This window comes from Nonomuraea rhizosphaerae (genome assembly GCF_019396405.1).
Taxonomy (GTDB): Bacteria; Actinomycetota; Actinomycetes; order Streptosporangiales; family Streptosporangiaceae; genus Nonomuraea; species Nonomuraea rhizosphaerae.
In genome coordinates this window covers 1-17,796 of the sequence record NZ_JAHKRL010000384.1, presented here as the reverse complement: position 1 = coordinate 17,796, position 17,796 = coordinate 1, and the positions used below count along the sequence as shown (strand labels likewise).

The window sequence follows — 17,796 nt, the reverse complement described above, 5'->3', positions numbered from 1 at the left end:
GGCCCCGGCCCGCTCGCAGATGAGCGGGCCGACGAAGCCGCCCCACGAATGGGCCACCACCACCACGTCGGAGCGGTCGCCGATCGCCTCGGTCACGACGGCGGCATGATCGCCCAGCCCCGCCTCGGAATCGTCGACGGGCAGGTCGACGGCCACCACATCGTGCCCCCTGCCGCGCAGCTCCGGGTCGAGCAGGTGCCAGTCCCAGGCCGAGCCTCCGCCACCGTGGATCAAGACAAACGTCGCCATGCCCTCAACGTAGCCACCGCCACCGACGATTTTTCCGCCGGCCGTGGTCTACCTACGTGCGACCTGCGTACGTAGGTGACAGAGACGTACGTATGCGACATAGGCGTACGTAGGCGACAGAGAGCTGGGAAAGGAAGCGGCATGGAACCGATCACCGAGCTGGACGCCAGGTACAGCGTCGAGGGCGCCACCCCGACCCCCTGGGCCGAGGCCCGCGAGCAGGTGGAGGGCGCGCAGACGTTCTGGCTCTCGACCGTTCGCGCCGACGGGAGCCCGCACGTCACGACCCTGCTGGCCGTCTGGCAGGACGACGTGCTGCACTTCTGCACGGGGCCGGGCGAGCAGAAGGCCCTGAACCTGGAGACCAACCGCCGTTGCGCGCTCACCACCGGTGCCAGCTCCCTGAGCGAGGGGCTCGACGTGGTCGTGGAGGGGGTGGCGGAGCAGGTCACCGACCAGGAGCGGCTCAAGCGGCTCGCCGACGCGTACGAGGCCAAGTACGGCAGCGAGTGGCACTTCGACGTCGGCGAGGACTCCTTCCTCCAGCAGGGCGGACTGCGGGCGCTGGTGTTCGGGGTGGCGCCGGTCAAGGTGCTCGCGTTCCGGAAGGGCGACCACAGCAGCCAGACGCGCTACCGCTTCAAGCGCTCATGAGCGCAGATGAGCGCAGGTGAGCCCGGCGCCCTGGTGGCGCGGATGAGCGCGGGCAGGGGCGGATAGGCTCGCCGCATGGCTGCAGATCGCCCGCGCAGGGCCGACGCGCGCCGCAACCGTGACGCGCTGCTGACCGCGGCCGGGCGGCTGTTCGCCGAGCGCGGCGTGGACGTGCCGCTCGACGACGTCGCGCGGCACGCCGGGGTGGGGAACGCCACCATGTACCGGCATTTCCCGACCCGTCAGGATCTGATCATCGCCGTCTTCGCCGACGAGGTGACGGAGCTGTGCGACAGGGGAGAGACGCTGCGGGCGACCGCCGCTCCCGGCGACGCCCTGCACGAGTGGCTGAGGGCTTTCGTGGAGCACGTGGCCACCAAGCGCGACCTCGCGCTCGCCATCCCGCGCGAGGGCCGCGAAGGGCTGTTCGGCGAATGGCACGAGTCGATGCTGACCACCGCCGCCGCGCTGCTGTCCCGCGCCCAGGAGGCCGGTGACGTGCGGTCGGACCTGACCGCCAGGGACCTGCTCACCCTCGCCAACGCCGTCGCGCTCGCCGCCGGCGGCGCCGCCCAGTCCGTACGCCTGCTCGACCTGCTCCGGCACGGCACGACCGGCGAACGGCACGGCACGACCGGCGAACGGCACGAACCGCTCTAAAGAGGGCAGCCGCAGCTCTCGCGCATCACCGTCTCGGTGGCGAGCACCGCGTCCATGACGGCCCCCGGCCCGCCCAGACCCGAGATGAGCAGCCGGGCCGTGGTGGCGCCCAGCTCCCGCACGGGCTGCCGGACCGTGGTCAGCCGCGGCTGCACCAGCGACGACATGGGCACGTCGTCGAAACCGGTGATCGCCAGGTCGCCGGGCACCGACAGGCCGCGGCCGAGCGCGCCGATCAGCACGCCGAGCGCGGTCTCGTCGTTCGCGCACACGATCGCGCGCGGCGGACGCCTGGCGCCGAGCAGCTCGCCGGCGGCCAGCACGCCGTCGGACTGCTGCAACCCGATCCGGAACGGGTTGCGTGGCGGGGCCAGCCGCGCGTCTCGGTGCGCGTCCCGGAACGCCTCCCACCGGTCGGTCACGTCGGGCGAGCCCTCGGGATCACCGACGAACGTCAGCCGCCGGTACCCGTGATCGACCAGCAGATGCCTGGTCAGCTCGCCGATGGGCGAGTTGTCCGCGCGTACGGCCGGGATGCCGTCCAGGGGACGGCCCGCCAGCACCACGACCGGCGCCCGCGCGGCCAGCTCCCGCAGCGTGTCCGCGCCGATCGTGTCGCCGTGCACCGCGACGGCGTCCACGCGGGCCGCGATGCCGAGCACGTGCTCGTCGGCGTCCGCCCGGTGGTGGGTGCCGAAGATGTGCACGGACGCGCCGGCGTCCATGACCTCGGACTCGAAGCCCTGGATCAGCTCGGAGAAGTACGGCCCGGCCAGCCCCGGCAGCACGATGGCCACCGAGCCGTGCCTCTGCTCGGCCAGCGCCCGGCCCATCTGGCTCGGACGGTAACCGTGTTCCTCGATGACCCGCAGGACCCTGGCCCGCGTCTCGGGGCTCACCTGGCCCGTGCCACGGGAAACACGGGAGACGGTGGCGACGGAGACGTCCGCGAGCTTGGCCACCTCGCGCGCCGTCAGGCGTCTGTTGCCCATCCGCCACCCCGACCGTAACGTGTTGCGGTAACCGGTTACAGCGACCTTAGGTGAGGATCCTCGCCGCGGCAAGGGTCCGGAGGAGCTCCCATGACCGTCCGCCTCAGCAGCCGCAGGATCCTCGTCGACGGTGAGCCCGCCCTGGTCATGTCAGGAGAGGTCCACTATTTCCGGCTGGCCGCGAAGGACTGGCCCGACCGGCTGGACCGTCTCATGGAGGCCGGCTGCACCGCCGTCTCCTCGTACATGCCGTGGCTCGTGCACGAGCTGCCCGACGGCCGCGCCGACCTGACCGGGCGGACCTCCGAGCAGCGTGACCTGACCGGCTTCCTGGACCTGGCCGCCGAACGCGGGCTGCTGGTCATCGCCAGGCCGGGGCCGTTCGTCATGGCCGAGCTGAAGAACGAGGGCATCCCGTACCGCGTGTACGACGAGCACCCGCACGTGCACCCGACCAGCTGGGACGGCGCGCCCGCGCCCACCCGCACCATCGACTACCTCGCACCCGACTTCCTCGGCGAGGTGGCCCGCTGGTACGCCGCGATCATGCCGGTGCTCGCCGAGCGGCTGGTGACCAGGGGAGGGCCGGTGGCCGCCGTGCAGCTCGACAACGAGATCGGCATGCTCTCCTGGATCAGCAACAGCCCCGACCTGACCGAGGTTACGCTCGCCGACCTGGAGCGGTGGTCCGGCGGCCGGTGGAGCGCCCGGGACGTGCGCAATCCTTCGCTCGCGTTCCAGCATGACCTGGGGCGCCACAACCGCTCCAGATACGCCCGCTACATCGCCTTCCTCCGGGAAGAAGCGGAGAAGCACGGGGTGCGGGACGTGCCGTTCCTCATCAACCTGCACGGCACCAGCGACGGGCGCGGACGCACGTACCCGATCGGCATCAGCCAGCTCTACCAGGGCGTTCGCGGCCAGTCACAGCTCACCTCGGGCTCCGACCACTACCTCGGCGACCTGACCGTCACCAACGTCGCCGACCTCTACGTCGGCAACGCGTTCATGGCCGCCGTGCACGACGCCGACCAGCCGCTGACCTCGCTGGAGTTCGAGGCGGGCGGCGGCGACTACGGCGAGGACCTGTCACGGCAGGTGCCGCCCTCCGCCGTCGAGCTGAAGACGCGGCTCTGCCTGGCGCAGGGGAACCGGCTGATCAACTACTACCTGTTCGCGGGCGGCTTCAACCCGCCGCTCGACCTGCCCGTCGCCGACGGGAACTCGCGCATCGCGTTCACGGGGGAGCGCCACGGGTTCGCCGCGCCGGTCTCGCCGGAGGGCGCGGTCGGGCCGCCGTACGAGGCGCTGCGCGCGGTCGTCACCGCCGCCCGAGGGGTCGCGCCGCTGCTGGCGGACATGGACGAGGAGCACGACGGGCTCGCGCTGGCCTTCGTCCCGGACCACTACCTGACCGAGTACGCCTACCCGGGCGACCGTGAGCGCGCCGAGGTGGTGGCGGACCTGGAGCGGTTCCGGGGGATGGGGGCGCGGGACGTCCCGGCGCGGGCGCTGCTGCTGGCGGGCTTCTCCTTCCCGGCCGTGGACGTGCAGGAGGGGACGCTGGACCCGGCGCGAGCCCTGGTCCTGGCCAGTGCCTCGACGCTCGCGGCCGAGGTCCAGGAGCGGGTGGCGGCGTTCGTGCTGGGCGGTGGGCGGCTGCTGCTGGCCGGGGTGCTGCCGCACCGGGACGTGGACGGGACCAGGTGCACGGTCCTGGCCGACGCGCTCGGGCTGTCCGCGGGTCCGCTGGTGAACGGCACGCCGGACCACTTCCCGTCAGTACGGGCCGAGGGGGAGCCGGAGGTACGGGTGGGCGTCATGCAGCACCTGTCACACGGCGGCGGCTCGCACGGCGACGGTTCACACGCGGGCGGTGAGGTGATCGTCCGGGATGTGGCGACCGGGGAGGCGGCCGGCGTGGAAGTGCGCGCCGGAGCCGGGCAGGCGATCGTCCTGACCTGCGACTACCCGTGCCACCTGCCGTTCTGGACCGGACTGCTGGCCCGGCTCGGCGTGCGGCCCAGGCACACGCACGACGCCCCGCAGCCCGGCATCGTCGTCACCTCCACGGCCGACGCCTCCGGACGGCGCCTGCTGCACCTGCTGAACCTCGCGCCCTTCCCGCAGTCCCTCGTCGTGCGCAGGGACGGGGTCGCGCTGTTCGACGGCCGCCGTATCGACCTGCCCGCCCGTTCCGGGCTGATGCTGCCGGAGGGGGTGGGCGCCATCGTGTGGGCGACCTGTGAGCCGGTCGGCACGTACGCGCTGCGCAGGCGAGGGCGGGGCGACGCGGCGGCGGTGGAGTCGGACGGCGAGGTGTCCGCGGAGGGCGCCACGGTGACCCGTGACGGCAGCCGATGGCTGCTCACCTGGCCCGATGACCCCGCCGCGGCCGGCCGTACGGTCCGGGTACTTCAAAAGTAGACAATCGTTGAGATTTGCTGATCGCTTTCATACTCTCGGCGGGAGGCGTGCGGACACCCCACCGCACGCCCACCGACGGAAGGCATGAAAATGCTGAAGGTGATCGGCGCGGGCTACCCGCGTACCGGGACCAGCTCGATGAAAGCCGCGCTGGAACGGCTCGGCTTCGGGCCCTGCTATCACATGTTCGAGGTCCTCACGAATCCCGACCACGTCGACCGGTGGCTGCCGGTGACCACCGGCGAGCCGGTCGACTGGGAGAAGGTGTTCGACGGCTACCGCTCGGCCCAGGACTGGCCCGCCAGCGGCTTCTGGCGCGAGCAGGCGGAGGCGTTCCCGGACGCCAAGGTCATCCTGACCGTCCGCGACCCACGCAAGTGGTACGTCAGCATGCAGAACCTCATGGCCAACGGCCCCGGCCGGAACCTGCCCGACCTCGGCAGCCTGCCGCCGAAGGCCGCCGAGGTCTTCGCCTCGATGCGCAGGATGGGCCCGGTCATGGAGCGGCTCGGCCGGGACGCGTTCGGCGACAACTACCGCTTCGGCGACGGCGGCCTGCTGGACGAGGACCGCGCCGTCGAACGGTTCGAGCAGCATGTGGCGGAGGTCAAGGCGAGCCTGCCGGCCGAGCGGCTGCTCGTGTTCGACGTCCGCGAGGGCTGGGCGCCGCTGTGCGGGTTCCTCGGCGTGCCGGTGCCGGACGGCGAGCCGTTCCCGCACCTCAACGACTCGGAGTCGATGAAGCGCACCCTTGAGGGGCTGGTGACGGAGGGAACCATCGCCTCGCCGTTCTCCAAGCACTGAGCCATGACCGCTTCCTGCCGGTACGACTACGATCGGAGACCGAGCAGGAAGAGGTGATCGACGGTGACACACGCCGATCGCTCCCCGGTTCGCACCTCGACCGAGTGCACGGCCGAGGGCGAGCCGGGCTTCGGCAGCCCGGACGCGGACCCCACTGGTGCCGAGAGCGCTGCCGCTGAAAGTGCGGGCACTGAGGGGGCGGCTGCTGAGGGCGCGGGCGCTGAGAGCAAGGGGCAGCGCACGCGGCGCCGTATCCTTGACGCCGCCCGCCGCACCTTCGCCGAGCTCGGCTTCGAGCGCGCCACCATCCGCGCCATCGCCGTCGAGGCGGGTGTGGACAAGTCCTCCGTGATCCAGTACTTCGGGACCAAGCAGCAGCTCTTCCGCGAGGCGCTCTACTTCAGCTTCGACATGGACGCATTGCGCACCGACGACGTGAGCCGCACGGCGGAGAACTTCCTGCGCGCAATGCTCGAACGCTGGTCCATCCCCGACAGCCCCATGATCGTGCTCCTGCGTACCAGCCTGACCAGCGAGGACGCCGCGCGGATGATGCGCGAGCACGTCACCGCGCACGCGATCGACCAGATCGCGGCCGGCGTCGAAGGCCCCGACGCGCGGCTGCGGGCGGCGCTGGCGGGCGCGGTGATGTTCGGCATCACGGTGCACCGCAACCTGCTGCGCATGCCCGACCTGGCGGAGGCCGACGTGGAGGACGTGCTGCGCCTGGCCGCCCCCCTGGTCCGCTCCCTCCTCGACGGCGACGCGGACCGCGCCTGAGGCGACGCCTGACAGGAAGAAAGACGTTCGATCGCGGAAAGAACCTTGCCGCAATACCTCCTAACCTGCTCTTATGACTCAGATCACCCCGTTCCGCATCGAGATCCCGCAGGCCGACCTCGACGACCTGCGGTCACGCCTGGCCGGCACCCGCTGGCCCACTTCGTACCAGGGCGGTGACTGGAGCCGCGGTGTTCCTCTCGACTATCTCAAAGGGCTGGCCGAGTACTGGGCCGACGGGTTCGACTGGCGGGCCCAGGAGGCGGCGCTGAACGAGATCCCGCAGTTCACCACCGACATCAACGGCCAGCGCATCCACTTCCTCCACGTACGCTCGCCCGAGCCGGACGCCCTCCCGCTGGTCCTGACGCACGGCTGGCCCAGCTCGCCGGTCGAGTTCGCCAAGGTGATCGGCCCGCTGACCGACCCGCGCGCCCACGGCGGCGACCCCGCCGACGCCTTCCACGTGGTGGCGCCGTCGCTGCCCGGTTACGGCTTCTCCACCCCGATCGCCGAGGCGGGCTTCAGCCTGTTCGGCGTCGCCCAGTACTGGGCCGAGCTGATGAGCAGGCTCGGCTACGAGCGGTTCGCGGCCTACGGCACGGATGTCGGGTCGGGAGTGGCGGGCATGCTGCCGTACGCCGCCCCGGGCCGGGTGGTCGGCGTGCACCTCAGCGGCACCGCCGCCGCCCCGCCGTTCGCCCCGCCGCTGGAGCTCGACGGGCTGTCGCCGGCCGACCGGACGCGGGCCGAGCAGTTCAACACGTTCCGCGAGGAGGGCGTCGGCTACCTGGTGCTGCAGTCGACCCGCCCGCAGACCCTGGCGTACTCGCTCAACGACTCGCCGGTCGGGCAGCTCGCCTGGATCACCGAGAAGTTCCACGAGTGGACCGACCCCGCCGCCACGCTGCCGGAGGAGGCCGTCGACCGCGACCAACTGCTCACCAACGTCAGCATCTACTGGTTCACCGGCTCAGGCGCCTCCAGCGCCCACGCCAGCTATGAGGGCATGAAGGCCTGGAAGGCGATGGTCGCGCAGCAGTCCCAGCAGTCGGAGGGCAACCAGGACTGGCAGAGTCAAGGGCCGCCCACCGGGGTCGCCGTCTTCGCCGCCGACTCGACGATCCGCCACCTCATGGATCCGTACGGGGCCATCAAGCACTGGTCCGAGTACGACCGCGGCGGCCACTTCGCCGCCATGGAGGTCCCCGACCTGCTCAGCCAGGACATCAGGACGTTCTTCCAGCCGCTGCGCTGACACCCGACGGGCACGCCGCTCCTGGCTCCCTGCTCTCGTCCGCGCGAGAGCCGGGAGCCGGGAGGCCTGTGGCGAGCTTCGCCTCGCCCTGGCTCGGGGGACGGCGACGCGGTGGACCGGGTCCGCAGCACCCCTCCCCACTCCGCGCGCCTGAACCCGGCGCTCCAGCCCCCTCGCTCCAGCGATCTTGCCGGTGATTTCGCATGTCATCTGGGATAGTGGCGAGGTGCGCACCGTTCACATCGAGGCCAAACCAGACCATCTTCTGCGCCTGGCCAAGCAGAAGGATCCGGTGGGGGCGGTAGCGGAGATGATCTGGAACGCCCTCGACGCCGAAGCTTGCGTCGTCAACGTCGACCTTGAGGTCAACGAGCTGGACGGAGTGGAGTCCGTCCGCATCACGGACGACGGCCACGGCATGCCGAACGCCTCCTGTACAAGCTATTTCAGCGGCCTGGGCGGATCGTGGAAGACCCATGCCAAGGTTTCCCCGGAGTTGAAGCGAGGCCTGCACGGACGCAGCGGTCAGGGGCGACTTCGCGCGTTCGCGCTGGGTGAGCAGGTGCGCTGGGTCACGGTGGCGAAGGCGGCGGACGGCCGGACCGAACGCACGGTCATCAGTGGAGCGGTCGATCGGCCCGCGGATTTCGACATCTCCGAGCCCGAACACGTGCACGAACCGTGCGGGACACGGGTCGAGGCGTCGGTCCCCGCGGATTTTGTCACCCGTCTCACCCAGGATGACATCGCCCAGCAACTGGCCTCGATCTTCGCGCCCTTCCTGGCGGCCAATCCGGACGTGCGGATCGCCTATCAGGGAATGGCCTTGGACCCTTCCACCGTGTGGACCGACATGGCGGAATACCCGGTGTCCTGGCCCGACGCCGACATAACCGCGGATCCTGTCCTGCGGGTCATCGAATGGCCGAAGGACGTCGGCCGGGTGCTCGCCCTGTGCGACGCCAGCGGTGTCGTCCTGGACGAACCGTCCCCCGGAATCCAGGCGCCCGGTTATCACTTCACGGCGTACCTGCTGTGGGACGGCTTCGTGGAGCGCAGGGACGATCTGCCGCTGGCGGAAATGGACGAGATCGCCCCCCTCCTCGCCCTGGCACGTGAGGCATTGCGCACGCATTTCAAGAAACGCGATCAGGAGCGCCGGGTCAGGCTCATTCAGGACTGGAAGAACGAGGGGGTCTACCCGTATTCCGAAAAGCCGGCCGAGCCCGCGCAGGCGGTCGAACGCGAGATGTTCGACGAAGTGGCCACCAGGATTTCGCGGCGTCTTCCAGGCCTGACGCAGAGCAAGAAGACCACCCTGCGACTGCTCCGGGAGATCATCGCCCGGGATCCGGGCGGACTCTATCCGGTGCTGGACGAACTGTTCCGGCTGCCGCTGTCCGAGCAGGAGGAGCTCAAACGCATCCTGCAGCGTACGAGCCTGTCCGAGGTCATCAAGGCGACAGGGCAGGTCAGCGACCGGCTCGACTTTCTTGCCGCGCTGAAGAAGCTCGTCTTCGAGCCGGAGATCAGCCGAATCGTCAAAGAACGCAGTGAGCTGCACAAGATCCTTGAGCGTGAGACGTGGATCTTCGGTGATGCCTACGCGCTGATGATCAGCGACCAGAGTCTCGACGCCGTGCTCGTCCGGCATCTCAAGCAATTGGGCCGCGAACCGGAGAACGGCAAGGTGAACCCGGTGCGTCGCGAGGACGGCCGCGTGGGCATCGTCGACCTGCTCCTCGGACGCGCACACCGGGGCAGTCATGGTCGGGAGCATCTCGTGGTCGAGCTCAAGGCGCCCAGCGTCCGGATCGGCCAGACGGAAGTCGCGCAGATCAAGAGCTACGCGGAGGCGATCGTCAGCGACCCGCAGTTTCCCGATGCCCGAGTTTCCTGGAATTTCTGGGTCGTCTCCACCGAGATGGCCGACATCGTCAAGCGCGACGCCAACGCGCCGAACCGCCCACCGGGCTGCATCGCCGAATGGGAGGGCGGGGTCCGCATCTGGGCCCGCACCTGGAGCGAGATCATCGACGATTGTGAGGATCGGCTCCATTTCTACCGCGAGCGACTGAACCACGATCCCGCGACGGAACACGCCGTCGAATACCTGCGGCGAGTGCATGGAGGAGTCGTACCGGACGCGATCCTGGCGGATGAGTCAACGGCCCCCGAACCGTCCGTCGTGTGACATCACCGTCAGTCCCGTGACATCGCCTCGGTGAGGTGCCGGTGGCCGATGGTCTCGTAGCCGACCACCGTCACCGCCGGCGCGAACATCAGCACCACCAGGCACCACGCCATGCTCACCCCCATAGCCGCGCAGACCACGGCGAGCACGAGCACCCCCGCGGTTCCCGCCACGAGCAGCAGGTGGAACGGGTCACGATGCCGCATGAAGATCGAGTACAGGACGTACAGCACAAGGACGACGCACGAGATCGGCACCACGACGGTCAGCACCGTCGCGGTGCTGTCCAGGACGGCGACCCGTTCGAGGTAGTAGGCCGCGACATGCAGCCCCGCCCCCGTGGCGGCGACGGCGGCGAACATGAAAAGGTGTCCGGCGCTCCACACGTACGCCCGCTCCCGGTGCCGTTCCAGCACCTCGCCCCAGGGCACGGCGAAGTACATCCACCAGATGCCGAACGTGAGGCCGACGCCGGCCACGGCGAGCAGCACGGCGTCCACGGTCCAGCCGTGTTCGGTGTGCACGAGCGCGTTGAGGGCCGCGACCGTGCCGAAGACCCCCTCGCCCAGCGTGATCAGCATCAGCAGGCCGTGCCGCTCGGCGATGTGGTGCGCGTGCCACGGGGTGGGCTGACGGCGCTGGGACAGTACGGGGCCGGCCGTCTCGACGGCGAACAGCACGATGCTCACCAGCAAGAATATCGACAGCGGCAGCCCCAGCAGGGTGAAGACCACCCAGCCCACCTGCGCGACGCTGATCGTCCAGATGAACCTGCGCGCCGTCGGCCGGCGATCCGGGTCGTGCCGGGCGACCAGCACCCACAGGAACACCATGGGCACCCGCATCACGACGTACCCGGTCACCATGACGCCGATGTCCGGGCTTGCCCCGCGGTCCATGGAGGCGAACATCTCCTCGATGCCGAGCGCCAGCACGATCACGCCGACCATCTGCACCATCGTGGCGACCCGGAACACCCAGTCGTCGTTGTCGTACGCCGAGGCGAACCAGGAGTAGTTCATCCAGGCCCAGGCCACGGAGAAGACGGCGAAGCAGAAGCCCCCGATCGCCGTGCCGAGGTGGCCCTCCGCCAGGTAGTGGGCCAGTTCGTTCCCCGCGATTCCGAACGAGACGACGAACGTCAGGTCGTACAGGAGCTCCAGCGGGGTCGCGCTCCGATGCGCCTCCAGCGGGTTCCGGCCCGAGAACGGCCGGTGCCGATGATCCCTGCCGCGGTCAACCTCAGCCATGCGGCGATCCTCCCACCGAGCGCCGACCGCAAGAAAGTGAACATGACCGGATATGACCGGCCTTCCGCCTGGGTGAGTATCTAGGCTGCCCCGCATGACCTCCTCCGAGCAAAGCCGCGAGCTGGTGAAGCGGGCATGGCGCTCATTCTCGACACGGGACAAGGACCTGATCGCGACGTTCTTCACCCCGGACGCGGAATGGCTGGCCCCACCCGGCAACGCGACCGCCACGGCCCTCGGCGGGACCCACCACATGGTGGGCAGGGACGCCATCGTCCACCTCGTCACCGTCGACTTCCCGCGGCTGTTCGCCGCGGACGTGGAGCTGAACTTCCGCGGGTTCTACGCCGACGGGGACGTGGTCGTGGTGGAGGAGACCATGCGGGCGACGCTGGCCAACGGCAACGCGTACCGCAATGATTACTGCTTTGTCTTCGAGCTGCGGGACGGGCTCATTCATCGGGTACGCGAGTACATGGACACCGCGAACGGGCATCGCATGGTGTTCGGCGGCATGTGAGGCAGCCTGTTTACTCCGGCGCCTGAGAAGCCACGGCTGAGGGCCGGGGAGTGTGAGGGGGCGGCAGCCCCCTCACCTGGGCAAGGCGCCCGAGCGTCAGCGAGGACCGTCGCCGAGCTCCTGCAGGAACAGCGCCTCCGTGGTGGCCACCCGCCGCAACTCCTCCAGGTCCACCCGCTCGTTGGGCGCGTGCGTGGCGGCGTCCTCGTCCTCCGCACCGAACAGCAGGATCTCCGCCGCCGGGAACTGCCGCAGCAGCGTGTTCACCAGCGGGATCGAGCCGCCGGCTCCCACGTCGCGGGGCGGTCGGCCGAAGGCTCGTTCCATGGCGCGGTTGAGGGCGGCGCGGGCCTGGCCGCCGGAGTCGGCCTGGAAGCCGGACCCCACGGTGAAGTCGCCGAAGGCGACCTGCGCACCCCAGGGGGTGACCTGGCGCAGGAACTCGACCACCGCGTCGACGGTCGTCTTGGGGTCGCCGGAAGGCGGCACGCGGACCGTCACGCGGGCGCGGACGCCGGGCTGCACGGCGTTGATGGCGCCGGACACCGAGGGCACGTCGATCCCGGTGACGGTGATGGCGTAGGAGGACCAGAGGCGGTCGGCCACGGTTCCGGAGCCGACCAGCGACACCCCGTCCAGGACGCCGGCGGTCTTGCGGAACTCCTCCTCCGACGGCCCCTGCCCGAGGAAGGCCCCCCGGGGCAGGCCGGGCACGCGGATGTCGCCGTTCTCGTCGTGCAGCGCGGTCAGCATCCGCATCAGGGCGGCGAGCGCGTCGGGGGCCGCGCCGCCGAACTGGCCGCTGTGGACCGGCCCGCGCAGGGTGCGGACCTCGACGGTGAACGCGGCCATGCCGCGCAGGGACGTGGTGACGGAGGGGTCGCCGACGCGCGGGTTGCCGGTGTCGGCGACCACGATGGCGTCGGCGCGCAGCAGGTCGGGGTTGCGCTCGACGAAGGCCTCCAGGCGCTCGCCGGCGTACTCCTCCTGGCCCTCGATGATGACCTTGATGCCGACCGGGAAGCGGCCCTGGAAGGCGCGGAGCGCGGCGACGTGCGAGACGATGCCCGACTTGTCGTCCGCGGTGCCCCGGCCGTACAGCTGCCCGTTGATCAGGGTCGGCTCGAACGGCGGGGTGCGCCAGGAGTTGAGGTCGCCGGCGGGCTGCACGTCGTAGTGCGCGTACAGCAGGACCGTGGGCGCGCCGGGAGGGGCGGGCGCCTCGCCGTACACGGCCGGGAAGCTGCCGTCGACCGGGATCTGCTGGACGCGCGACAACCCCGTGCTGCGCAGCAGTTCCTCGGTCAGGGCGGCGGCGGCCATCACGGGCTCCTCGGGGTGGCCGGGAAAGGCCACGGAGGGGAGCGCGGACAGCCGCTTGAGGTCCTCGACGGCCTGCGGCATCGCCGCCGCGACGGCGCTCTCGATCTGGTCAGGAGTCACGGGACGATCCCCCGGGTCGCTCTCGATTGTTAACAGCTCATTGGATCACAGAAGGCGCTTCCGCGCGTGAAACAGACATGACCCGCGAGCTAATCTACCTGCGGATTTCGTAGCTGTTACAAAGCGCTTCTGCGGATCTCGGTTTTCTTGCATAGTGTCGCGACGTTTTCGCTTGGCAATCCTGGAGCTAACAGGCAGACTGTGGAGAGATCAGACACGAGGGAAGATAACCATGACGCAGCCGGAATCCGAGGTCCTCAAGGCCGCTCAGGACCACCTGTGGTTGCACTTCACCAGGCACAGCGCCTACCAGCAGTCAGAGATCCCGACCATCGTCCGCGGCGAGGGCTCCTACATCTACGACATCCACGGCAAGCGCTACCTGGACGGCCTGGCGGGGCTGTTCGTGGTCCAGGCCGGTCACGGCCGTAGCGAGCTGGCCGAGGCCGCCGCCAAGCAGGCGCAGGAGCTGGCTTTCTTCCCGCTGTGGTCCTACGCGCACCCGAAGGCGGCCGAGCTGGCGCAGCGGCTGGCGAGCCTGACCCCCGGCGACCTGAACAGGGTCTTCTTCACCACCGGCGGCGGCGAGGCGGTCGAGTCCGCCTGGAAGCTGGCCAAGCAGTACTACAAGCTGGTCGGCAAGCCGCTCAAGCACAAGGTCATCAGCCGTCAGATCGCCTACCACGGCACCCCGCAGGGCGCGCTGTCGATCACCGGCATCCCGGCGTTCAAGCAGATGTTCGAGCCGCTCGTGCCCGGCTCCGTCCGCGTCCCCAACACCAACCACTACCGCGCCGACGAGATCACCGGCGTCAAGGGCATGACGCCCGAGGAGTACGGCATCTGGGCCGCCGACCGCGTCGCCCGCGCGATCGAGATGGAGGGCCCCGACACGGTGGCCGCCGTCTTCGCCGAGCCCGTGCAGAACGCCGGCGGCTGCTTCCCGCCGCCGCCCGGCTACTGGCAGCGGCTGCGCGAGATCTGCGACGAGTACGACGTGCTGCTCGTCTCCGACGAGGTCATCTGCGCCTTCGGGCGGCTGGGGACGATGTTCGGCGGCCAGAAGTTCGACTACGAGCCCGACATCATCACCTGCGCCAAGGGCATGACCAGCGGCTACTCGCCCATCGGCGCGATGATCGCGCACGAGCGGCTGTTCGAGCCGTTCAAGGGGGGCGAGGAGATGTTCGCCCACGGCTACACCTTCGGCGGCCACCCCGTCTCCGCGGCCGTGGCGCTGGCCAACCTCGACATCTTCGAGCGCGAGGATCTGCTCGGCCACGTCACCAAGAACGAGCCGCTCTTCCAGGCCACCCTGGACGGGCTCAGGGACCTGCCGATCGTCGGCGACGTGCGCGGCTCCGGCTACTTCTGGGGCATCGAGCTGGTCAAGGACAAGGCGACGAAGGAGACGTTCGACGCCGAGGAGTCGGAGCGGCTGCTGCGCGGCTTCCTGTCGAAGGCGCTGTTCGACGCGGGGCTCTACTGCCGCGCCGACGACCGCGGTGACCCGGTCATCCAGCTCGCGCCCCCGCTGATCGCGGGCCCGAAGGAGTTCGACGAGATCGGGTCGATCCTCCGCAATGTGCTCACCGAAGCATCGGCCAAGATCTAACTACAGGAAAGGACACCGAACGATGAAGATCGGCGTGCCTGCCGAGGTCAAGAACCACGAATATCGCGTCGCCGCGACGCCGGCGGGCGTCCACGAGCTGGTTCGCCACGGCCATGACGTCACCGTCCAGCGCGGCGCGGGCCTGGGCTCGCACATCACCGACGAGGAGTACCTCGCGGCGGGCGCGAAGATCATCGACAGTGCCGACGCCGTGTGGGGCGAGTCGGAGATGGTGCTCAAGGTCAAGGAGCCGATCGCCGAGGAGTACCACCGGCTGCGCGAGGGGCTGGTGCTGTTCACGTACCTGCACCTGGCCGCCTCCCGGCCGTGCACGGACGCGCTGCTCGGCGGCAGGACGACCGGCATCGCGTACGAGACCGTGCAGGTGGGCAACACGCTGCCGCTGCTGGCCCCCATGTCGGAGGTCGCCGGCCGCCTGGCCCCGCAGGTCGGCGCGTACAACCTGATGCGCTTCAACGGCGGCCGCGGCGTGCTGCCGGGCGGCGTGCCCGGCGTGGCCCCGGCGAAGGTCGTGGTGATCGGCGGCGGCGTGTCCGGGCTGAACGCGGCGCAGATCGCCGTCGGCATGGGCGCCGACGTCACCGTCCTCGACACCAACGTCGACCGCCTGCGCTTCATCGACGCCATCTACCAGGGGCGGCTCAAGACGCTGGTCTCCACCTCGTACGCGATCGAGCACGAGGTCCTGAACGCCGACCTCGTCATCGGCGCGGTCCTCATCCCCGGCGCGAAGGCCCCGACGCTGGTCTCGAACGACCTCGTCTCGCGGATGAAGCCGGGCTCGGTGCTCGTCGACATCGCCATCGACCAGGGCGGCTGCTTCGAGGACTCGCACCCGACCACGCACGCCGAGCCGACGTACACGGTGCACGGGTCGGTGTTCTACTGCGTGGCCAACATGCCGGGCTCGGTGGCCAACACCTCCACGTACGCGCTGACGAACGCGACCCTCCCGTACGCGGTCAAGCTGGCCGACCTGGGCTGGAAGGAGGCGCTCAAGGCGGACGCCGGGCTGGCCGGCGGCCTCAACACGCACGGCGGCCTGCTCACCAACGCGCCGGTGGCACAGGCGCTGGAGCTGCCGTTCACCCCCGTGGCGGAGGTCCTCGCCGCCTGAAAGCTCACCTTTGGTGGCGAAGGTCTTTACCACTTGAGGCTCACTCCGGTAGTGGAGGCACCTGCCGCCTGAGGGCGATCTCGTCAGGGGTCAGCTGCTCCCGCGCGGTCGTCACCGCCCAGCGGTGCCCGTGCGGGTCGCGCAGCACCCCGTAGCGCTCGCCCCAGAACATCTCCGCCACCGGCATCTCCACCTCGGCCCCGGCCGCGATCGCCCGCTCGGCGACGCCGTCGGGGTCGTCCACCTCCAGCAGGATCAGCACGGGACTGCCGCCCAGCGTGGGCGGCGCCAGCGCGCCCAGCGACGGCGTCTCCTCGCTGACCAGCAGCCGCCCGGCTCCGAGCTGCAGCTCGACGAAGAGGATCACCCCGTCGGGCAGCGTGTTGCGGAACACCTCCACCGCGCCGAGGCCGTCGCGGTAGAAGGCGATCGCCGCCTCCGCGTCGCGGACGAACAGGTGGGGGCTCAGCCCCTGCGGTCGCAGCGATGTCACGTGATCAGCCCTGCCTCTCTGGCCGCCTCCACCATGCGGGCCATCAGCGCGGATTCGGCGCGCGCGGCGTCGACGCCCTGTGGCGTCAGCCGGTAGTAGCGGCGCCTGGCGTCGTGCGGCGCCGCCGGATCCTCACCCTCGATCTCCTCGACCAGCCCGTCGGCGACGAGCCTGCTGATCGTGCGGTAGAGCGTGCCGGGCCCCAGCCGGACCGCCCCATCGCTGATCTCGTCGACGAACCGCATGATCGCGTAGCCGTGCCCATGCCCTCCGGCCAGGGCCAGCAGTACGTGGAACCCTGCGGCCGTGAGCATGATTGACACCATAGCACCACGATGGTTATATCCACTTCGGATATAAGGAGGTGCCCATGGCACTCAGCATCAGCCAGGTCTCGATCTACGTCGCCGACCAGCAGCGGGCGGTCGACTTCTGGACGCAGAAGATGGGCTTCGCGGTCACCAGGGACATGCCGTACGGCGAGGACCGGTGGATCGAGGTGGAGCCGCCGGGCGGGGGATCGCGCATCGTCCTGGCCAAGGCCGGGCCAGGGTCGCCGGAGCTGGCCACGGACGGGCCGCCCAGTTACGTGCTCTTCCATGACGACGACATCGTCAAGACGTATGAGGAGCTGAGTGGGCGGGGGGTGGAGTTCACGATGGCGCCCAAGCAGGAGCACTGGGGGTGGTCGGCTGTGTTCAGGGATGACTACGGGCACTTGTTCCACCTGAGCCAGCGCTGAGCGCGTCTCGGGAGGTCCACTGCCCCCTGACCCGCCGCACCTCCGTCCCCCGCCGTACTTCGGCGGGGGCTCTGGGGGAGATGGAACGGAAAGGCGCGGCTCCGAGGGTAGGCAGCTCGCTGCGGAAGGTACGGCCCCCGGGGGGAGGTGGCTCGCTGCGGAAGGCGCGGCTTTCGGGTGGGGCGCGTGGTTAGGGGACGCCGAGTCGTTGGCGCAGGTCGCGGGCCGTGGCCAGGACGTGGTCGATCTCTCCAGGGCTGGGCCACGGCGCGCTCCCCGGCCGCAGCAGCGTGCCGCGCACCGACGCCAGGTGCTCCACCGCGCTCTCGTGCAGCCCGCTGCGCCGCACCAGCCAGCCCATCACGTCCGCGTGGTCGTGCAGCGGCCTGGTCACCAGGTCCCAGGTGCCGAGAATCTCGGCCAGTCCTGTGACCGACAGGGGCACGCCGCCCCTGCGGCCGGTGGCGGCGGCGGCCAGCTCGGCCCGGGCGGCCAGCTCGGGCTCGGCCAGCCGGTCCCAGGCCGGAGGCGGCGCGTCGGCCAGCCACATCGCGGCCTCGTCCGTCTCCCCGGCCGC

General features: G+C 70.2%; 17 protein-coding genes and 1 pseudogene. 11 read left to right on the top strand and 7 right to left on the bottom strand.

Features of this window, described 5'->3' with window-relative positions:
* A partial coding sequence (locus KME77_RS19780) for an alpha/beta fold hydrolase (RefSeq protein ID WP_219469874.1) occupies window positions 1–249 on the bottom strand: 249 nt, incomplete at its 3' end.
* Between the two features lie 141 nt (window positions 250–390).
* On the opposite strand from KME77_RS19780, the gene KME77_RS19775 reads away from it, so the two are divergent.
* Both KME77_RS19775 and KME77_RS19770 read left to right on the top strand, forming a co-directional pair.
* Window positions 391–903, top strand: coding sequence for a pyridoxamine 5'-phosphate oxidase family protein (locus KME77_RS19775; protein WP_219469871.1), 513 nt, complete (start codon window positions 391–393; stop codon window positions 901–903).
* Window positions 904–978: 75 nt separating this feature from the next.
* Complete coding sequence (locus KME77_RS19770; RefSeq protein WP_219469867.1) at window positions 979–1,563, top strand: TetR/AcrR family transcriptional regulator; 585 nt, start codon at window positions 979–981, stop codon at window positions 1,561–1,563.
* On the opposite strand, the gene KME77_RS19765 is transcribed toward KME77_RS19770, so the two are convergent.
* The gene (locus tag KME77_RS19765; protein WP_219469863.1) at window positions 1,560–2,555 is read right to left on the bottom strand and encodes a LacI family DNA-binding transcriptional regulator; all 996 of its coding nucleotides are present in this window, start codon (window positions 2,553–2,555) and stop codon (window positions 1,560–1,562) included. The genes KME77_RS19770 and KME77_RS19765 overlap by 4 nt on opposite strands.
* Before the next feature lie 90 nt (window positions 2,556–2,645).
* Here KME77_RS19765 and KME77_RS19760 point away from each other — a divergent pair, with 90 nt between their 5' ends.
* The 5 genes from KME77_RS19760 to KME77_RS19740 all read left to right on the top strand — a co-directional run bounded on the left by KME77_RS19760 (window position 2,646) and on the right by KME77_RS19740 (window position 10,018).
* The gene (locus KME77_RS19760) at window positions 2,646–4,982 is read left to right on the top strand and encodes a beta-galactosidase (RefSeq protein WP_219469860.1); all 2,337 of its coding nucleotides are present in this window, start codon (window positions 2,646–2,648) and stop codon (window positions 4,980–4,982) included.
* Between the two features lie 84 nt (window positions 4,983–5,066).
* Window positions 5,067–5,786, top strand: a complete 720-nt coding sequence (locus tag KME77_RS19755; RefSeq protein ID WP_308250785.1) for a sulfotransferase family protein — start codon at window positions 5,067–5,069, stop codon at window positions 5,784–5,786.
* Between the two features lie 63 nt (window positions 5,787–5,849).
* Window positions 5,850–6,566 (top strand): TetR/AcrR family transcriptional regulator, encoded by a 717-nt coding sequence (locus KME77_RS30365; RefSeq protein WP_219469857.1) that lies wholly within the window; start codon window positions 5,850–5,852, stop codon window positions 6,564–6,566.
* Window positions 6,567–6,639: 73 nt separating this feature from the next.
* Window positions 6,640–7,824, top strand: a complete 1,185-nt coding sequence (locus KME77_RS19745) for an epoxide hydrolase family protein (RefSeq protein ID WP_219469854.1) — start codon at window positions 6,640–6,642, stop codon at window positions 7,822–7,824.
* A gap of 226 nt (window positions 7,825–8,050) precedes the next feature.
* Window positions 8,051–10,018, top strand: a complete 1,968-nt coding sequence (locus KME77_RS19740) for an ATP-binding protein (RefSeq protein WP_219469850.1) — start codon at window positions 8,051–8,053, stop codon at window positions 10,016–10,018.
* An 8-nt stretch (window positions 10,019–10,026) separates the two neighbouring features.
* On the opposite strand, the gene KME77_RS19735 is transcribed toward KME77_RS19740, so the two are convergent.
* Window positions 10,027–11,268 (bottom strand): low temperature requirement protein A, encoded by a 1,242-nt coding sequence (locus KME77_RS19735; protein ID WP_219469848.1) that lies wholly within the window; start codon window positions 11,266–11,268, stop codon window positions 10,027–10,029.
* 94 nt (window positions 11,269–11,362) lie between these two features.
* On the opposite strand from KME77_RS19735, the gene KME77_RS19730 reads away from it, so the two are divergent.
* Window positions 11,363–11,788, top strand: a complete 426-nt coding sequence (locus KME77_RS19730; protein ID WP_219469846.1) for a nuclear transport factor 2 family protein — start codon at window positions 11,363–11,365, stop codon at window positions 11,786–11,788.
* A 96-nt stretch (window positions 11,789–11,884) separates the two neighbouring features.
* On the opposite strand, the gene KME77_RS19725 is transcribed toward KME77_RS19730, so the two are convergent.
* Complete coding sequence (locus tag KME77_RS19725) at window positions 11,885–13,231, bottom strand: dipeptidase (RefSeq protein ID WP_219469844.1); 1,347 nt, start codon at window positions 13,229–13,231, stop codon at window positions 11,885–11,887.
* A gap of 232 nt (window positions 13,232–13,463) precedes the next feature.
* On the opposite strand from KME77_RS19725, the gene KME77_RS19720 reads away from it, so the two are divergent.
* Entirely contained in the window at window positions 13,464–14,846 is a 1,383-nt protein-coding gene (locus tag KME77_RS19720; protein WP_219469841.1) for an aspartate aminotransferase family protein, read from the top strand.
* A 22-nt stretch (window positions 14,847–14,868) separates the two neighbouring features.
* Window positions 14,869–15,984: an alanine dehydrogenase gene (gene ald / locus KME77_RS19715; RefSeq protein WP_219469839.1), complete on the top strand. Its 1,116-nt coding sequence runs from the start codon at window positions 14,869–14,871 to the stop codon at window positions 15,982–15,984.
* Between the two features lie 40 nt (window positions 15,985–16,024).
* Here the strand turns inward: ald and KME77_RS19710 are convergent, their stop codons facing one another.
* Window positions 16,025–16,477 (bottom strand): VOC family protein, encoded by a 453-nt coding sequence (locus KME77_RS19710; RefSeq protein ID WP_219469836.1) that lies wholly within the window; start codon window positions 16,475–16,477, stop codon window positions 16,025–16,027.
* Window positions 16,474–16,791 (bottom strand): PadR family transcriptional regulator, encoded by a 318-nt coding sequence (locus tag KME77_RS19705; RefSeq protein WP_219469833.1) that lies wholly within the window; start codon window positions 16,789–16,791, stop codon window positions 16,474–16,476. The genes KME77_RS19710 and KME77_RS19705 overlap by 4 nt, the downstream gene beginning before the upstream one ends.
* A 56-nt stretch (window positions 16,792–16,847) precedes the next feature.
* Between KME77_RS19705 and KME77_RS19700 the strand changes: the two genes are divergently transcribed.
* Entirely contained in the window at window positions 16,848–17,219 is a 372-nt protein-coding gene (locus KME77_RS19700; protein WP_219469829.1) for a VOC family protein, read from the top strand.
* A gap of 190 nt (window positions 17,220–17,409) precedes the next feature.
* Here KME77_RS19700 and KME77_RS19695 read toward each other — a convergent pair.
* Window positions 17,410–17,796 (bottom strand): annotated as a pseudogene (locus tag KME77_RS19695) (tetratricopeptide repeat protein); the annotation flags it as partial.